The sequence below is a fragment of the Acinetobacter sp. Q85-2 genome (assembly GCF_013420555.1).
Taxonomy (GTDB): domain Bacteria; phylum Pseudomonadota; class Gammaproteobacteria; order Pseudomonadales; family Moraxellaceae; genus Acinetobacter; species Acinetobacter indicus.
In genome coordinates this window covers 127953-143079 of the sequence record NZ_VOXW01000002.1, presented here as the reverse complement: position 1 = coordinate 143079, position 15127 = coordinate 127953, and the positions used below count along the sequence as shown (strand labels likewise).

Below are 15127 nucleotides of genomic sequence, written 5' to 3'. Positions count from 1 at the left end.
TTCAGGCGCTATCAACATTGCAGCGATTGCTGAATTGGTTGGCGGTTTAATTGGTGGTGGCGCTGGCGATATTGATATCAGTGCAATTGCCGGATTAGTCAGTGGATTAATCGGTGGTGGTTCAGGCGCTATCAACATTGCAGCGATTGCTGAATTGGTTGGCGGTTTAATTGGTGGTGGCGCTGGCGATATTGATATCAGTGCAATTGCCGGATTAGTCAGTGGATTAATCGGTGGTGGTTCAGGCGATCTCGATATCACAGCGATTGCTGAATTGGTTGGTGGTTTAATTGGCGGCGGTACGGGTGACTTTGATATCGGTGCAATCGTAGAGCTGGTAAGCGGTCTGATGGGTGGTAGTTCAGGCGATATCGACATCGCAGCGATTGCTGAGCTTGTCGGTGGTCTCATCGGTGGTGGCGCTAGCGATATTGATATCGGTGCAATTGCCGGATTAGTCAGCGGATTAATTGGTGGTGGTTCAGGTGATCTCGACATTGCAGCCATTGCTGACCTGGTCGGTGGTCTCATCGGCGGTGGTGCCGGCGACTTTGATATTGGTGCAATTTCAGAACTGGTCGGTGGCTTAATCGGTGGTAATACGGGTGAAATTAACCTTGAAACGATTTCTGAACTGCTTGAAGGACTCATCGGCAATAACACCGGTGATCTGAACCTTGAAACACTGACCCAGTTATTTGAAGGCTTAACAGGTGGCAGCAGTGAGTTTGACTTAAGTGCCTTACTTGGCGGTCTCCCAGACATCGGCAGTGGTTTTGATTTAGGTGGCTTACTGGAAGGTCTGACTGACGGTGGCACAGACTTTGACCTAGGCAATCTTACTGACAGCTTGGGCGATGCATTTGGTTCAACTGACTTTAATCTGGAAGATCTGTTACAAGGCGCCAGTACAGGAGCAGACAGCAGTCTGAGTCTGGACAACCTGTTACCTGAACTTCAAGAAGCTCTGCAATCGACCAGTACAGAAAGCAGTAGCAGCAACTTTGACCTGCTCAGCCTTGCGCCGCAACTGCCTGCAATTGATCTGGATTCATCTACCCCATTCATTTAATGGATTTGATAAAGTCATAAAAATACGCGCTACAGGCGCGTATTTTTTATGGTTGCCGTTTAGATACCGCGCCAGTCCACACGGGCATGACGCTCGGTCTGATAAATTCTCAGTACATATTGCCCTAAAGGTAAATCACTGAGTTCCTGTTTAAATTGCAGGAATTGTTCGGACAAGGTTTCGCCCTGCTCTTTTTCCCACGGTGTATCCTGAATTTCCAGAATCGGAGCCAGCATGGAACAGACCGCAATATCCGCCAGGCCTAAACGCTCACCGACAAAATATGCGCCGCCATTGGCTATCAGACGCTGGTTTAATTCGGCTATTAAACGGCGCATTTCCCGTTCCGATTCATCAACCTTGTCCTGATCCAGCTGATAGCCTTTGGAAATCAGCATCTTCATAATGGGTTTGGAATATTTTTCAAATTGACGTAAATAACCTTTTTCACCAATCAGCAAATCTAAAGGCTGTTCACTTTCAGATAAAGTATGTGCCAGTCCCCAGCGGCGAACGTGATAACCCAGAGTCGAGGCCAACTGGTCAATCTCCAGTGCTTCATTGCGCTGCGTCGGGTCTGGGCGTAATAAGGTATGCTCCGGATACACTTCATCTAAATACAGGGCAATTTGGGTACTGTCTGCAATCCATTGATCCTGATCGCGTAAAATCGGCAGCTTGTTTTGTCCGGTTTTTAGCTTGGCAAAAGCACGGTGCACACCCGGAATTAAATTCTGCGCGTTATAATCCAGTTCCTTATGATCCAGCAACCAGCGTGCTTTTTCACAAAAATGAGATAAGGGAAACTGGTACAAAATACGCATATCTTCTCCGTCAATTTTTATTTTTTGTTCAATAATTTGAACAGCCAACATCCATTGGCTACTTTAGTCATACTGCTGCCGAAAAACAATGCGCTTTTTATTCAAAAATCGCCGGTATTCGGCCAAACGCTTCATCAAGCGTATCTAGGTCAGGCTATCCTGTTTAAAAATCAACACAGATACGGCACGCATTACACCACCATCCGCAGCACATATTTCAGAAATATGCTTTTTCAACAAACATCCCCGCCATGACCTGACTTTATGCTGGCTTTCATGTAAAATCAGCGACAATTTTTGAATAACACTTTGTGAGTCATTTCATGGGTTTTAATTGTGGTATTGTAGGTCTGCCTAACGTTGGTAAATCGACTCTTTTCAACGCCTTAACCAAAGCTGCAATTGCTGCTGAAAACTTCCCGTTCTGTACCATTGAGCCAAACACCGGTATTGTGCCGGTGCCGGATGCGCGTTTAGACAAACTGGCGGCCATTGTAAACCCACAACGTGTCCTGCCGACCACCATGGAATTTGTGGATATCGCCGGTCTGGTTGCAGGTGCTTCAAAAGGTGAAGGTCTGGGTAACCAGTTCCTGGCCAACATCCGTGAAACTGACGCGATTGCTCACGTGGTGCGTTGTTTTGAAGATGAAAACGTCATTCATGTGAATGGTAAAATTGACCCGCTGGACGATATTGCCACCATCAACACTGAACTTGCGCTGGCCGACTTAGAAACGGTATCGAAAGCCGTGACCCGTTTAACCAAAACAGCCAAAGGCGGTGACAAAGAAGCGGTTGCGACCAAAGCCGTTTTAGAAAAAATCCTGCCATTACTGGATGAAGGCAAACCGGCACGTGCAGCCAATCTGGACGATGACGAACGTAAACTGATTCGTGGTTTTGGTTTATTAACCTTAAAACCAACCATGTATATTGCCAACGTGGCGGAAGATGGCTTTGAAAACAACCCGCACTTAGATGCAGTACGTGAACTGGCAGCAGCTGAAAATGCGATTGTAGTACCACTCTGCAACCAGATTGAAGCCGAAATTTCATTATTAGAAGATGATGAACGTGCTGAATTCTTAGAAGCAATGGGTATGGAAGAACCTGGCCTGAACGTGGTCATCCGCGCAGGTTATGGCTTACTCGGCCTACAAACTTACTTCACTGCCGGTGTGCAGGAAGTACGTGCCTGGACGGTGAAAGTCGGTGCAACCGCTCCACAAGCGGCAGGTGTCATTCATACCGACTTCGAAAAAGGCTTTATCCGTGCTGAATGTGTGGCCTATGATGATTTCGTACAATACAACGGCGAAGCCGGTGCCAAAGAAGCAGGTAAATGGCGTTTAGAGGGTAAAACTTACATCGTACAAGATGGTGATGTTTTACACTTCCGTTTTAACGTGTAATCGCCTGATATCAATGAAAAACCCTCAAATATTTGAGGGTTTTTTTATACTCTTTTTTTGAAGAGCAATCTTTGGCTCACCACAATTTAAGCAAGAAAATTAATCAATCAGCGAACCGATCTTGATATCTTCTTTGATTTACTGAGATGTTATTGAATTCCCTACGCTTTCCAGTTCTCGAAAGCGCTTGATTTCAGTGCACTCAAGCGCACCATAACCGTTCAGCACCGTGAAAGATGCGCCAATATCTTGCAGACTAATTGTGTAATGTAATCGCTATTCTGATTGCAAAGATCAATTTAATACGGCGGCGCCATTAAAAAAGCGGAGCCAGAACTCCGCTTATTGATGCTTCAGGATGCTGTCGCAATCGCATTGCCTTTTTGTTTGGGATCGGTATTGCCCAGTTCCGGATGGGCAATCGCATCGGCACATTGCTGTTTATCGCGTTCATAATCGGCCTGTTTCTGGCTTACCGTTGCGCTACTTTCCAAAGTGGCACGCGCCCAGATTTCCAGACTGGTGAGTGCTTTACGGCATAAGGCATATTTTCCTTCGGTGACTGAATCGGTCATTTTGACGTTAATGCGCCATTCGGTGCTTAACTGGCGCGCCGGTTTGCGTACATTATCTTCAATTAAATTGCGCTGTTTGCGATAAACATAAGGTTCCACCTCATTCATCAGCTTCCAGGCCGCTTCTGCATACGCCGTTGCATCATTGGTCAGTTTCGGTGCAGGTTTAATTTCCGGTTTTTCACCGGACTGATCGCTCCCACAGGCCTGTAATAACAGGCTACTGCCCAGTACAGTCGCAACCACAAATTGACGTGTTTTGAACATCCACATATCTGGCTCGCTTCAACAAACATTTCGGCACTATGCTAGTGAATTCGGGTACAATACACAATCATCATTTGACTCCTTGTTCAACTCTCCTTCAGGTGTGTCGTGTCTGAACACAAAACGCTTTCCACACAGCCAGCCGGTTTTTGGCAAGGCGCTAAAGATAGCCAAGCCATTATTTTTACTTATCTCCCCGTTTCTTTTGCATTTGGCGTTTCGGCGACCCAATTCGGTTTTAGCGCCTGGGAAGCCCTGTTTTTATCCTGCACCATGTATGCCGGTGCCAGCCAGTTTCTGGTGGTGGCCCTGTTAGGCAGCGGTACCTCCATCTGGATGACCGCCCTGACTGTCATTGCACTGGATATTCGCCATCTGCTCTATGGCCCGGCCCTAACCAACCTGATTCAGGACCGGCTCAATTTAAAGAAAACCGCGATCTGGGCCTGGGGCCTGACCGATGAAGTCTTTGCTTCCGGCATGATCAAGCTGTCGCAGCGCCGGCAACAATGGTCGGAATCCTGGATGCTGGGTTTAAGTCTGTTTAGCTGGATGTCATGGGCGCTCGGTTCTTTACTGGGCGGTCTGTTTGCCGATCAGGTCAGTAAGCTGCCGCAGTTTTTACAAGCCGCACTGGATTTCCTGTTACCGGCCCTGTTCCTGAGTTTCCTGCTGGCCGCCTTTGAGAAAAAACATACCTTTGTGGTCAGTGTGACTTTGGTGGTATCTGCCATCGCCTGCTATTTCATTGACCTGTCCGCTGCCATCTTTATTGGTATTTTATCGGGCATTTTTGCAGGTCTGTTCAAACACTATGTCTTAAAACAACCGGATGATGCATACGCAGGAGGCTCACATGAATCTTGAAATTATTCTGGTCGGAATTGTGGTCGGCATCGCCAATTTTGCTTCACGCTTTGGACCGTTTTTTGTGATTCAGAAGTTTCAGCAGGACTCACAAAAACGGGGTGCCCTCTGGCTAAAGATTGCTTTGGGTTCAATTGGTATTGCCGCAATCAGTTCAATGCTGGTGGTCGCGACCTTGCCACCGTTACTGGAAACGCCCAATAAAAGTTTTGCCATGCTGGTCGGATTTATAGTGCTGGCCGGGCTGTATTTTAAATACAAGAAAATTGTACCGGCCACCTTGACTGCGGCCGTGACCTATGGCCTGATTTATACCTATATTCCATTTTCCTTCTAGGTTTTGACTTCAACACCAGACGCAGTGCTGCAGTTGTGCTGCGTTTTCAACACTGTATTTCCTCTTGCCCACTGCGTCTAAAAATTGTTGGACAAAATCACGATTTTCTCCGAATCGGCACTAACATCGCGGTGCAGTTCTGCTATGCTAAAAGCCCATAAAATCAAGCATGGATGAATTACATGAGCGTGACGATTGGTACTCCTCTTCAAGCTTCGGCATTTAAAGTATTGCTATTGGGTTCAGGAGAATTGGGGAAAGAGGTGGTGATTTCTTTACAACGTTTAGGTGTAGAAGTGCATGCCGCCGACCGATATGATCATGCCCCTGCCATGCAAGTGGCGCATCATGCCCATACCATTAATATGGCCGATCCTAACGCACTGAAACAGCTGATTGCTCAGGTGCAACCGCATCTGATTGTGCCGGAAATTGAAGCCATTGCCACAGAAGTACTGCTGGATATTGAAGCGCAAAACGTTGCTACCGTGATTCCATCAGCCAAGGCAGTCAATCTGACCATGAACCGCGAAGGCATCCGCCGTCTAGCTGCAGAAGAACTGGGACTGCCAACCTCTGCCTACCGTTTTGCCGACTCGCTGGAAAGCTTCCGTGCAGCCTGTGATGATATTGGCTATCCAAACTTTGTGAAGCCGGTGATGTCCTCCTCAGGCAAAGGCCAATCCCGGGTAAAAAGCTTTGATGAAGTCGATGCCGCCTGGGACTATGCGCAAACCGGTGGCCGTGTGAATCAGGGCACCGTGATTGTTGAATCGCAGATTGATTTTGATTTTGAAATTACCCTACTCACGGTACGCTCTAAACATCCAGAAACTGGTGAAATTGAAACCTCATTCTGCGACCCTATTGGCCATCGTCAGGATGCCGGTGATTATGTCGAAAGCTGGCAGCCACAACCAATGAGCAGCCAGGCCTTAGCAGAAGCCAAACGTATTGCCCACAAGGTTACCAGCGCACTTGGCGGCTGCGGTATTTTTGGGGTAGAACTGTTTGTCAAAGGCGATCAAGTGTGGTTTAGTGAAGTGTCACCGCGTCCACACGATACCGGTTTAGTCACGTTGGCCTCACAATACCAGAGTGAATTCGAATTACATGCCCGTGCGATTCTCGGCTTGCCAGTGAACACGGCGCGTCATAGTGTGGCTGCCAGTGCAGTGATTTATGCCGGTGTGGATGACCAGAACCTGTCATTTTCTGGCTTGAATCTTGCTTTAGCTCACCCGGATACTGATTTACGTCTGTTTGGCAAACCGGAAGGCTTCAAGCGTCGCCGCATGGGTGTGGCCACCGCCCGCGCAGAAACCACTGAGCAGGCACGTGAGCTGGCTTACGCTACTGCACAAAACGTCAGTGTCAATCAAAACTAGTCGCACAACACGGAACGCTGTTCATGATCAACACCTTACCCTTGCTGAATTACGTAAAAAGTAACCATGACATTCAGGCCATTAATCAGTGGCGAAGTGATGTTGAACATCAGCTGGGGGAATGTTTTGAAAATGGACATTCGATCCGTGACATTATTCTGGCGCGCTCCAATTTTATTGATGAGGCGCTAAAATTCCTGTGGCAACATGCCGGACTGGACCAGACCGATTTAGGCCTGTTTGCGGTGGGCGGTTATGGCCGCCGCGAAATGTTGCCCTATTCCGATGTCGACATCATGATCCTGTCAGAAGATGAAATCTCGCCGGAACAGGAAAAGCTGATTTCAACCTTTATTTCATCGCTGTGGGATGTCGGTAATTTCAAACCCGGCATTAGCGTGCGTACCATTCAGGATTGCGTGATTCAGGCCACCAATGACCTGACTGTGGCCACCGCTTTAATTGAAGCACGACTGATTATTGGCAATGAACATCTGGCCAAATGGCCACGCCGGATTGTGTCGCAAACCTGGACCGATAAAACCTTTTTTGATGCCAAGATGGAAGAGCAAGCCAAACGCTATGCTCAGCACAACCATACCGAAAGCAATTTAGAGCCGGATATTAAAACTGCACCGGGTGGCATCCGCGATATTAACCAGATTGGCTGGATTGCCAAACGGCATTTCCGTGTCAACCGTATTTATGATCTGGTGCATCTGGGTTTTATTTCCGAGTTTGAGCTGGGCGTACTGGAAGAAGCCGAAAGTTTCCTCTGGGAAATTCGCCATTATTTGCACCTGCTGACCAAACGCGATGAAAACCGCCTGCTGTTTGATTATCAGCGTGATATTGCAGCCAAGTTCGGCTATGTCCGTGAAGAAGGCAAATCACCCAATTATCCGATTGAACAGTTCATGAAGCGTTATTACCGCACCGCGCAGCAGGTGTCGACGCTAAATGAAATGTTACTGGCCTATTTTAATGAATCGGTGATTACCCCGCGCCTGCCGCAATATGAACGCCAGATTGAAGAAATTAATGAAAACTTCAAACTGGTCGATGGCAAACTGGCGGTGCAGCATCACAAGATTTTTTCTGAAAAGCCCAGTGCGATTCTGGAAATTTTCTATCTGCTGGCCAATCGTCCTGAAATTACCGGGATTCGTGCCCGCACCTTACGCCTGCTGACCCTGGCTGCCAAACGCATTGACCGCGATTTTCGTGATAATCCAGTCCATCAGGCGCTGTTTATGGCGATTTTACGCTCGCCGTACCGTTTATATGACACCATGGTGGCAATGAAACGCTATGGTGTATTGGGCAACTATATTCCGGCTTTCGGGCAAATTACCGGCCTGATGCAATATGACCTGTTCCATATTTATACCGTCGATGCGCACACCCTGCTGCTGATTCGCAACCTGAACCGCTTTAAAGAACCGGAATTTGCCAAAGATTTTCCGGTGGTCAGCTCGGTGTTCCAGCGTCTGGCGCGTCGTGACATTGTCTATCTCGCCGCAATTTTCCATGACATTGCCAAAGGTCGTGGCGGCGATCATAGTGAACTTGGTGCCGCCGATGCAATAGCCTTCTGCCGCACGCATGGCTTTACCGAGCGTGAATGTAATCTGGTGGCCTGGCTGGTGCAAAACCATCTGCTGATGTCAGTCACTGCACAGAAAAAAGATATTTCCGATCCGGATGTGGTCAAAGCCTTTGCCGAACTGATGGGCGATATGGAACATCTGGATTATCTGTATACCCTAACTGTGGCCGATATTAACGCCACCAATCCAACCTTATGGAACACCTGGCGCGCCTCGCTGATGCGCCAGCTATACACCCATGCCCGTGATGTGATCCGTTCCGGCCTGGGTCGTCCGGTGGATTATCAGATGCTGATTGAAGACACCAAATTTGCGGCCAGCGAATTACTGGTCGAGGATTTCTCGCTGGAAGAAGTGGAAAAAGTCTGGCAGGAACTGGGCGATGAATACTTCCTGAAAGAAACCGCCGATGAAATTGCCTGGCATACCCGTGCCATCTTGCAGCACAGTGATAATCCGGCACCGTTGGTACTGATGCGCGCGCATCGTAAATATGCGCAAGATGCGGTGCAAATCTTTATTTACACCCAAGATCAGCCGAACCTGTTTGCCACCACCGTGGCGATTTTAGACCGCATGAATCTGGATGTGCAGGACGCGCGGATTATTACCGCCACCAAAGCCTTTAGTTTAGATACTTATGTGGTACTGGACCGTTTTGGTACCCTGCTGACCGATGCCGAGCGTCAGGACACCGTGATTCAATCACTGGTCACTGCATTAAGCCAGTCAGACAAATATCCGGGGCTGATGCAGCGCCTGATTCCGCGCCAGCTGCGCCATTTTGATATTGAAAATACTGTCGACATCAGCCTGAATGCCGCACTCAACCAGAACATGGTGGAAATTGCGACACTTGACCAGCCGGGCTTACTTGCCAAAGTCGGCGGCTTGTTTATGATGCAGGGGCTGGATATTCATTCTGCTAAAATTGCCACTCTAGGCGAACGTGCTGAAGATATTTTCTTTGTCACCAAAAAAGATGGTACGCCTATGAATGCAGAAGAAGCCAAAAGCTTTGCGGCCAAATTAAAGGCAGCACTTGATGAAGCCTCAAATCAGGTGTGCCAACATTAACATCAACCTATCGGTAACGATTACATGAACTCAAGTTTGTCTTTATTGCACCCTTATCCATTTGAAAAGTTAAACCGACTTTTTCAGGATATACAACCGGCCGATTTACCGCTGATTCCCCTCTCGATTGGAGAACCGAAGCACCCGGCACCGGAATTTGTAAAACAGGCCATTATTGACAACTTCCAGCATTTATCGACTTACCCGAACAGCAAGGGTCTGCCTGAATTACGCCACAGCATTGCCCAGTGGCTGAGTCGCCGTTTCAAGCTAAACAGCATCAGTGCAGATCACCATGTTTTACCGGTTTCAGGTACCCGTGAAGCGATCTTCTCTTTTGTACAGGCACTGGTGAAACGTGAAGATGCACCGTATGTGGTGATGCCAAACCCGTTTTACCAGATTTATGAAGGCGCAACCTTGCTGGCTGGGGCCAAACCGTATTTCATTAACTGTACCGAAGACAACCAGTATTTAGGTGACTTTGATGCCGTGCCGGCCGAAGTCTGGGAAAAAACTGCCTTGCTATTTGTCTGCACGCCGGGCAACCCGACCGGTGCGGTACTGTCCAAAGACCAGTTTAAAAAGCTGATTGCGCTGTCCGATCAATACGGTTTTGTGATTGCCTCGGATGAATGCTATTCAGAACTGTGGTTTGATGAAGCACCGACTGGCCTGCTCGAAGTTTGTGCCGAAATAGGCCGCGACGACTATAAAAACTGCGTGGTTTTCCATTCCCTGTCCAAGCGCTCCAATCTGCCGGGGATGCGTTCAGGCTTTGTTGCCGGCGATGCCGATTTACTGAAACCGTATTTGCAATACCGTACCTATCACGGTGCAGCCATGCCGGTACAGCATCAACTGGCCTCTATTGCGGCTTGGGATGATGAGCAGCACGTTGAAGACAACCGCGTGCAATACCGCGCCAAATTTGACTTGTTCCAAAGCGAGCTGGGGCAACTACTCCCTTTACAAAAACCGGATGCCGGTTTCTATTACTGGCTCAAAGTTGATAATGATGAAGCCTTTGCCAAAATGCTGATGGAAAAAGCGCATATTAAAGTGTTGCCGGGCCGGTATTTATCGCGTGAAACCGAGCAAGGTAATCCGGGTGAAAATCATGTCCGTTTAGCCTTGGTGGCCGATATCGCCCAGTGCGAACAGGTGATTCAGCGCCTCAAAGCGATTTTGTAGGTGCTGATATTAAAAAATCCACTCTATTGAGTGGATTTTTCATTTTAGGCAGGACTAAACACTGTTTGCATGGATGAGGATCATCCCCAAAATTAAAGCTGATACTGAAATCACCTGCCCTGTATTAACCCTGTAAGGCCTGTTCAATATCCTGTTCCAGCGCATCCGGCTTGGTGGTTGGTGCATAGCGATTTAAGACTTTGCCATCTTTGCCAATTAAAAACTTGGTAAAGTTCCACTTGATGCCATTGCCCAAAATGCCTTTGCTGTTATTGGTTAAATAACGGAAAATTGCGTGTGCTTCCGGGCCTTTGACATCAACCTTGGCAAACATGGGAAAGCTGACCCCATAATTTTTCTGGCAAAAGGCCCCGATCTGCTCATTGGAACCGGGGTCCTGGCCACCAAACTGGTTACAGGGAAAGCCGAGCACCTCAAAGCCTTGGGTCTTGTATTTTTCATACAGCTTTTCCAGTCCGGCAAACTGCGGGGTAAAACCGCATTTGCTGGCGGTATTCACCACCAATAAAACCTTGCCTTCATAATCGGCAAATGATTTATTTTTCCCATCTAACAACTCAGCCTCAAACTGATAAATGTTGGTCATGGATAGGTTTCCTCATCACTTTTTTCTTGTGTTTTTAGTTCTAATGACGCCGAGTTGACGCAATAGCGCAAGCCGGTCGGTTGCGGTCCATCATCAAAAACATGGCCCAAATGTGCATCACAATGATGACAGACAATTTCGGTACGCACCATGCCATGCGACTGATCGTTATGTTCTTCCACAACCCCCGGGGCAATTGGACGGTAGAAACTTGGCCAGCCACTGCCGCTGTCGTATTTGGTGTCGGAAGAAAATAAGGCTTCTCCACAGCAACGGCACACATACACCCCATCCTGTTTGCTATTCCAGTATTTCCCTGTAAAGGCCGGTTCGGTTCCTTTTTGTCGTGTAATCCGAAACTCTTCTGGTGATAACTCTCTTTGCCATTCTCGGTCTGTTTTATTGAGTTTTCCCATCACTAACTCCTTTAAATCTTTGACATTCAATGTCATGCTTCAGTACTTCCATATTTACGCTAGAGCTTGCAAAATATCTAGCTAAATTTCAGTATAGATTGTGATAATTGCGTAATCTATTTTTTGCTAACAGAAACATATAATTGGATGGAATTATGTCCACAGGTAACACGACTCCTCGCGAAATTAAAAAATCCTCAAAACTCGAGCATGTATGCTACGACATTCGCGGACCTGTGTTACGAGCGGCCAATGAAATGGAAGAGGCCGGCCATAAAATTATTAAACTGAATATTGGTAACCCCGCCCCCTTCGGCTTTGAAGCCCCACAGGAAATTATTAACGATGTGGCGCTGAACCTGCCGAATGCAGTCGGTTATACCGACTCCAAAGGGATTTTCCCGGCACGTAAGGCTATTTGCCAGTATTATCAGCAAAAAGGCATTTTTGACCTGCACGTTAATGATGTCTATATCGGCAATGGTGTGTCTGAGCTAATCGTAATGGCCATGCAAGGCCTGCTGGATGATGGCGATGAAATGCTGATTCCAATGCCGGACTATCCACTGTGGACGGCGGCGGTTAATCTGTCGGGTGGTACGGCCATTCACTATAAATGTGATGAAGAAAATCACTGGTATCCAGATCTGGCCGATATGGAAAGCAAAATCACACCCAATACCCGCGGTATTGTGATTATTAACCCGAACAACCCGACCGGTGCAGTTTATCCACGTCATGTGCTGGAACAGATTGTCGCGCTGGCAAAAAAATATGATCTGATTTTATTTGCCGACGAAATTTACGACAAAATCGTGTATGACGGCATTGAACATGTGTCGGTTGCAGCCCTGGCTGGTGATCAGCTGTGTATTTCATTCAACGGTTTATCTAAAGCCTACCGTATTGCCGGCTACCGTTCTGGCTGGATGGCCATTACTGGCGACCGTTCACGCGCAGCCGACTATATTGAAGGTCTGGACATGCTGGCCTCTATGCGTCTGTGTGCCAACCATCAGGCGCAATATGCGATTCAGACCGCGCTTGGTGGCTATCAGTCAATTAATGACCTGATCCGTCCGGGTGGCCGTCTGTATGAACAGCGCAATATTGCCTGGGAAATGCTGAACGAAATTCCGGGTGTGTCTTGCGTCAAGCCAGAAGGTGCAATGTACTGCTTCCCGAAACTGGACCCAAATGTCTACGCCATTGAAGATGATGAAAAACTGATGCTGGATTTCCTGAAAGCCGAAAAAGTGCTGCTGGTTCAAGGCACCGGCTTTAACTGGCCAACCCCAGATCATTTCCGTGTGGTGTTCCTGCCGGCTGAAAATGAATTACGTGAAGCGCTTAGCCGCTTGGGCCGTTTCCTGGCGAAAATCCGCTAAGCTGAAATACAATAAAAAAGCCGTGATCTATTCACGGCTTTTTTGTGCAGACGAGAAAGCTTAAAGTGATTTCAGCGGATTGCCGTATTGCTGTAAATAGGCCTGCCCCAGCGCTTCCGAACCTTTAAAACTGAGATGATCATCATCCTGATTTCGATACAGCGGCGTCCCCTCGACACTTAAATCACATTGCTGCGCATCACACAGCACCTTGGTCGGCTCGACCACAATCAGTTGTGGGTACTGCTGCTGCAATTCATTCATCCACTGATAAATTGGTGCATTGCTCTGCTGGAATGCCTCTGCCGACACCGCGCATTCACGCTCAATCCCCAGCCATTCACGGCGTAATGAACAATTGGCCTGATCCGGATCAATCACCGGAACATCCATCAGCATCACTACATACTCGCTGCTGGCCAGTGCACTATCCACCGCAGCCTGTAAACCGGCAAAATAACTGTCTAAATGATTCGCGACCTGACTGTCCTCTTCTGCGCTCGGATGCAGATCATGCCCGGCATCCAGATACTGGCTAAAGGCAGCTGACATCACCACAAACTGATAATGATGCTGTTTTAAATGCGCCTCAATTGCGTCATTGCGGGCTTGAAAGGCAGCCACTTCATGCTCACCACGGCCACGCTGGACACCCGGTAAATAAATAGTGGTGTCCTGAGTGCTGTCATAACCGCGCAGTCCGGCATCTTTGGCCCAGACATCCAGCAGTCCGGTATAACTGTTGGCATGTGAGTCACCAATCAGCATAAAATCAATCTGCGGTTTTTCCACACCCAGCACACAGTCTTGCGGATTGGCCAGCGTTTCAGGATTGGGAAAGCTGTGACATTTCTGCCGGATGCCATGCGCAAACGAATTTAAGGCTGCCATCTGGTTTTGCACTTGCGGACTTAGGCGCTCCGGAAAACCCTGATGCTGACTGACCAGCTGCGCCACGCCAATAAAACAGAGCGCCGGCGCCACAAAACCGCTCAGAATGACCTTGTAATTGGCAGCCATCACAAAACCTTTGCTCGGCTGTTCAATATAACGATAAGTCAGATAGGCCAGCGCGATACTAAGCAGCACCATAGCCAGCTGATAACCGGCATTAACCGGCAGCATATAGATACTGAACAGTACAATTACCGGCCAGTGCCATAAATATAAAGGATAGGAAATTTTGCCCATCCAGAGGCTAAAACGGTTGGTCAGTACCACATTCTGCGACTGCACGCTCTGGCCGATATAAATAATCAAGGCCGTTGCCAGACATGGAATCAGCGCCATTGCGCCCGGAAATGGTGTGGCATGATCCAACCACATTGCCGTGCCTAACAACAGCGCCAGACAACTCCAGACCAGCGTTTGCGCCAGCCATTTTGACCATTTTATTTGTGGCAAAAAGCAGATCAGCGCACCCAAGAGCAGTTCAAAGGCGCGGACCGGCATACTGTAATAGGCTTTCTCGGCATTCACGCTCAACTGCTGCTGCGCATACAGCAACGACATGAGAATAAAAGATCCGACCATCAGCAGACCCCATTGCCGGTTACTTCTTTTCATAAAGCACAGCAGAATCAGCGGCCAGAAAATATAGAACTGCTCTTCAACACCCAACGACCATAAATGCAGCAGCGGCACTTCATTGACACTCTGACTGAAGTAATCACCGACTTCACGCTGCATATAAATATTGGCCATCAGAAACGTGGCATAAAAGACACTGTCGAAATAACGACTCAGCTCATCGGGCAGCATCACCTGCCAGGCCACCAGACTCACCACACTCAGTACAGTAAAATAGGCCGGTGCCAAACGCACCACCCGCTTTTTATAAAAGCGACCAATTGAGAAAGTCTGGTTCTGGATTTCTTTGCTTAAAATCAAGGTAATTAAATAGCCCGAAATCACAAAGAAAATATCGACGCCAATATAACCACCGGGGAAAATAGACAGGCCAATATGATTAAAAATCACCAACAGGACGGCAATCGCTCTTAAACCGTCAATATCGGCGCGATAGGCAAAACTCATGAACGTGCAGGGGAAAATTGAAACGTGGCTTATTGTAGACCTTTTCAGTCAAA

13 protein-coding genes are annotated in these 15127 nt (G+C 47.9%); 8 read left to right on the top strand and 5 right to left on the bottom strand.

The genetic code is table 11. The annotated features are described in order from the left end of the window. A partial coding sequence (locus tag FTT68_RS02095; protein ID WP_180036616.1) for a hypothetical protein occupies positions 1 to 1072 on the top strand: 1072 nt, incomplete at its 5' end. A 59-nt stretch (positions 1073 to 1131) separates the two neighbouring features. Here FTT68_RS02095 and FTT68_RS02090 read toward each other — a convergent pair. Beyond that, positions 1132 to 1896, bottom strand: a complete 765-nt coding sequence (locus FTT68_RS02090; RefSeq protein WP_005177208.1) for a glutathione S-transferase family protein — start codon at positions 1894 to 1896, stop codon at positions 1132 to 1134. A gap of 323 nt (positions 1897 to 2219) precedes the next feature. Between FTT68_RS02090 and ychF the strand changes: the two genes are divergently transcribed. Beyond that, complete coding sequence (ychF, locus tag FTT68_RS02085) at positions 2220 to 3311, top strand: redox-regulated ATPase YchF (protein ID WP_005177206.1); 1092 nt, start codon at positions 2220 to 2222, stop codon at positions 3309 to 3311. 353 nt (positions 3312 to 3664) lie between these two features. On the opposite strand, the gene FTT68_RS02080 is transcribed toward ychF, so the two are convergent. After that, the gene (locus FTT68_RS02080; protein WP_016658335.1) at positions 3665 to 4159 is read right to left on the bottom strand and encodes a hypothetical protein; all 495 of its coding nucleotides are present in this window, start codon (positions 4157 to 4159) and stop codon (positions 3665 to 3667) included. Positions 4160 to 4261: 102 nt separating this feature from the next. Between FTT68_RS02080 and FTT68_RS02075 the strand changes: the two genes are divergently transcribed. From FTT68_RS02075 to dapC, 5 genes are all read left to right on the top strand, one after another. Continuing rightward, the gene (locus FTT68_RS02075; protein WP_045795021.1) at positions 4262 to 5020 is read left to right on the top strand and encodes an AzlC family ABC transporter permease; all 759 of its coding nucleotides are present in this window, start codon (positions 4262 to 4264) and stop codon (positions 5018 to 5020) included. Continuing rightward, positions 5010 to 5357 carry an L-valine transporter subunit YgaH gene (gene ygaH, locus FTT68_RS02070; protein WP_104472645.1) on the top strand — a complete coding sequence of 116 codons (348 nt, stop codon included), beginning with the start codon at positions 5010 to 5012 and terminating at the stop codon, positions 5355 to 5357. Before FTT68_RS02075 ends, ygaH begins: the two co-directional genes overlap by 11 nt. Before the next feature lie 182 nt (positions 5358 to 5539). Beyond that, a complete protein-coding gene (gene purT, locus FTT68_RS02065) occupies positions 5540 to 6745 on the top strand; it encodes a formate-dependent phosphoribosylglycinamide formyltransferase (protein WP_104472646.1) in 1206 nt (401 codons plus the stop codon). Positions 6746 to 6768: 23 nt separating this feature from the next. Further along, positions 6769 to 9432 carry a [protein-PII] uridylyltransferase gene (glnD, locus tag FTT68_RS02060; protein ID WP_075166700.1) on the top strand — a complete coding sequence of 888 codons (2664 nt, stop codon included), beginning with the start codon at positions 6769 to 6771 and terminating at the stop codon, positions 9430 to 9432. A gap of 24 nt (positions 9433 to 9456) precedes the next feature. Beyond that, complete coding sequence (dapC, locus tag FTT68_RS02055) at positions 9457 to 10626, top strand: succinyldiaminopimelate transaminase (RefSeq protein ID WP_104511227.1); 1170 nt, start codon at positions 9457 to 9459, stop codon at positions 10624 to 10626. 124 nt (positions 10627 to 10750) lie between these two features. Here dapC and FTT68_RS02050 read toward each other — a convergent pair whose 3' ends face one another. Both FTT68_RS02050 and msrB read right to left on the bottom strand, forming a co-directional pair. Continuing rightward, entirely contained in the window at positions 10751 to 11233 is a 483-nt protein-coding gene (locus FTT68_RS02050; protein ID WP_005177178.1) for a glutathione peroxidase, read from the bottom strand. Beyond that, entirely contained in the window at positions 11230 to 11649 is a 420-nt protein-coding gene (gene msrB, locus FTT68_RS02045; RefSeq protein ID WP_005177175.1) for a peptide-methionine (R)-S-oxide reductase MsrB, read from the bottom strand. Before msrB ends, FTT68_RS02050 begins: the two co-directional genes overlap by 4 nt. Before the next feature lie 155 nt (positions 11650 to 11804). Between msrB and FTT68_RS02040 the strand changes: the two genes are divergently transcribed. Continuing rightward, the gene (locus tag FTT68_RS02040; RefSeq protein WP_005177173.1) at positions 11805 to 13037 is read left to right on the top strand and encodes a pyridoxal phosphate-dependent aminotransferase; all 1233 of its coding nucleotides are present in this window, start codon (positions 11805 to 11807) and stop codon (positions 13035 to 13037) included. Positions 13038 to 13097: 60 nt separating this feature from the next. On the opposite strand, the gene FTT68_RS02035 is transcribed toward FTT68_RS02040, so the two are convergent. Beyond that, complete coding sequence (locus FTT68_RS02035) at positions 13098 to 15074, bottom strand: acyltransferase family protein (RefSeq protein ID WP_180175153.1); 1977 nt, start codon at positions 15072 to 15074, stop codon at positions 13098 to 13100. Positions 15075 to 15127: the final 53 nt, after the last annotated feature.

Bases quoted from the DNA above. Each gene is read 5' to 3' on its own strand.
- FTT68_RS02090 (WP_005177208.1), bottom strand. From the start codon at position 1,896: ATGCGTATTTTGTACCAGTTTCCCTTATCTCATTTTTGTGAAAAAGCA.
- ychF (WP_005177206.1), top strand. From the start codon at position 2,220: ATGGGTTTTAATTGTGGTATTGTAGGTCTGCCTAACGTTGGTAAATCG.
- FTT68_RS02080 (WP_016658335.1), bottom strand. From the start codon at position 4,159: ATGTGGATGTTCAAAACACGTCAATTTGTGGTTGCGACTGTACTGGGC.
- ygaH (WP_104472645.1), top strand. From the start codon at position 5,010: ATGAATCTTGAAATTATTCTGGTCGGAATTGTGGTCGGCATCGCCAAT.
- purT (WP_104472646.1), top strand. From the start codon at position 5,540: ATGAGCGTGACGATTGGTACTCCTCTTCAAGCTTCGGCATTTAAAGTA.
- glnD (WP_075166700.1), top strand. From the start codon at position 6,769: ATGATCAACACCTTACCCTTGCTGAATTACGTAAAAAGTAACCATGAC.
- dapC (WP_104511227.1), top strand. From the start codon at position 9,457: ATGAACTCAAGTTTGTCTTTATTGCACCCTTATCCATTTGAAAAGTTA.
- FTT68_RS02050 (WP_005177178.1), bottom strand. From the start codon at position 11,233: ATGACCAACATTTATCAGTTTGAGGCTGAGTTGTTAGATGGGAAAAAT.
- msrB (WP_005177175.1), bottom strand. From the start codon at position 11,649: ATGGGAAAACTCAATAAAACAGACCGAGAATGGCAAAGAGAGTTATCA.
- FTT68_RS02040 (WP_005177173.1), top strand. From the start codon at position 11,805: ATGTCCACAGGTAACACGACTCCTCGCGAAATTAAAAAATCCTCAAAA.
- FTT68_RS02035 (WP_180175153.1), bottom strand. From the start codon at position 15,074: ATGAGTTTTGCCTATCGCGCCGATATTGACGGTTTAAGAGCGATTGCC.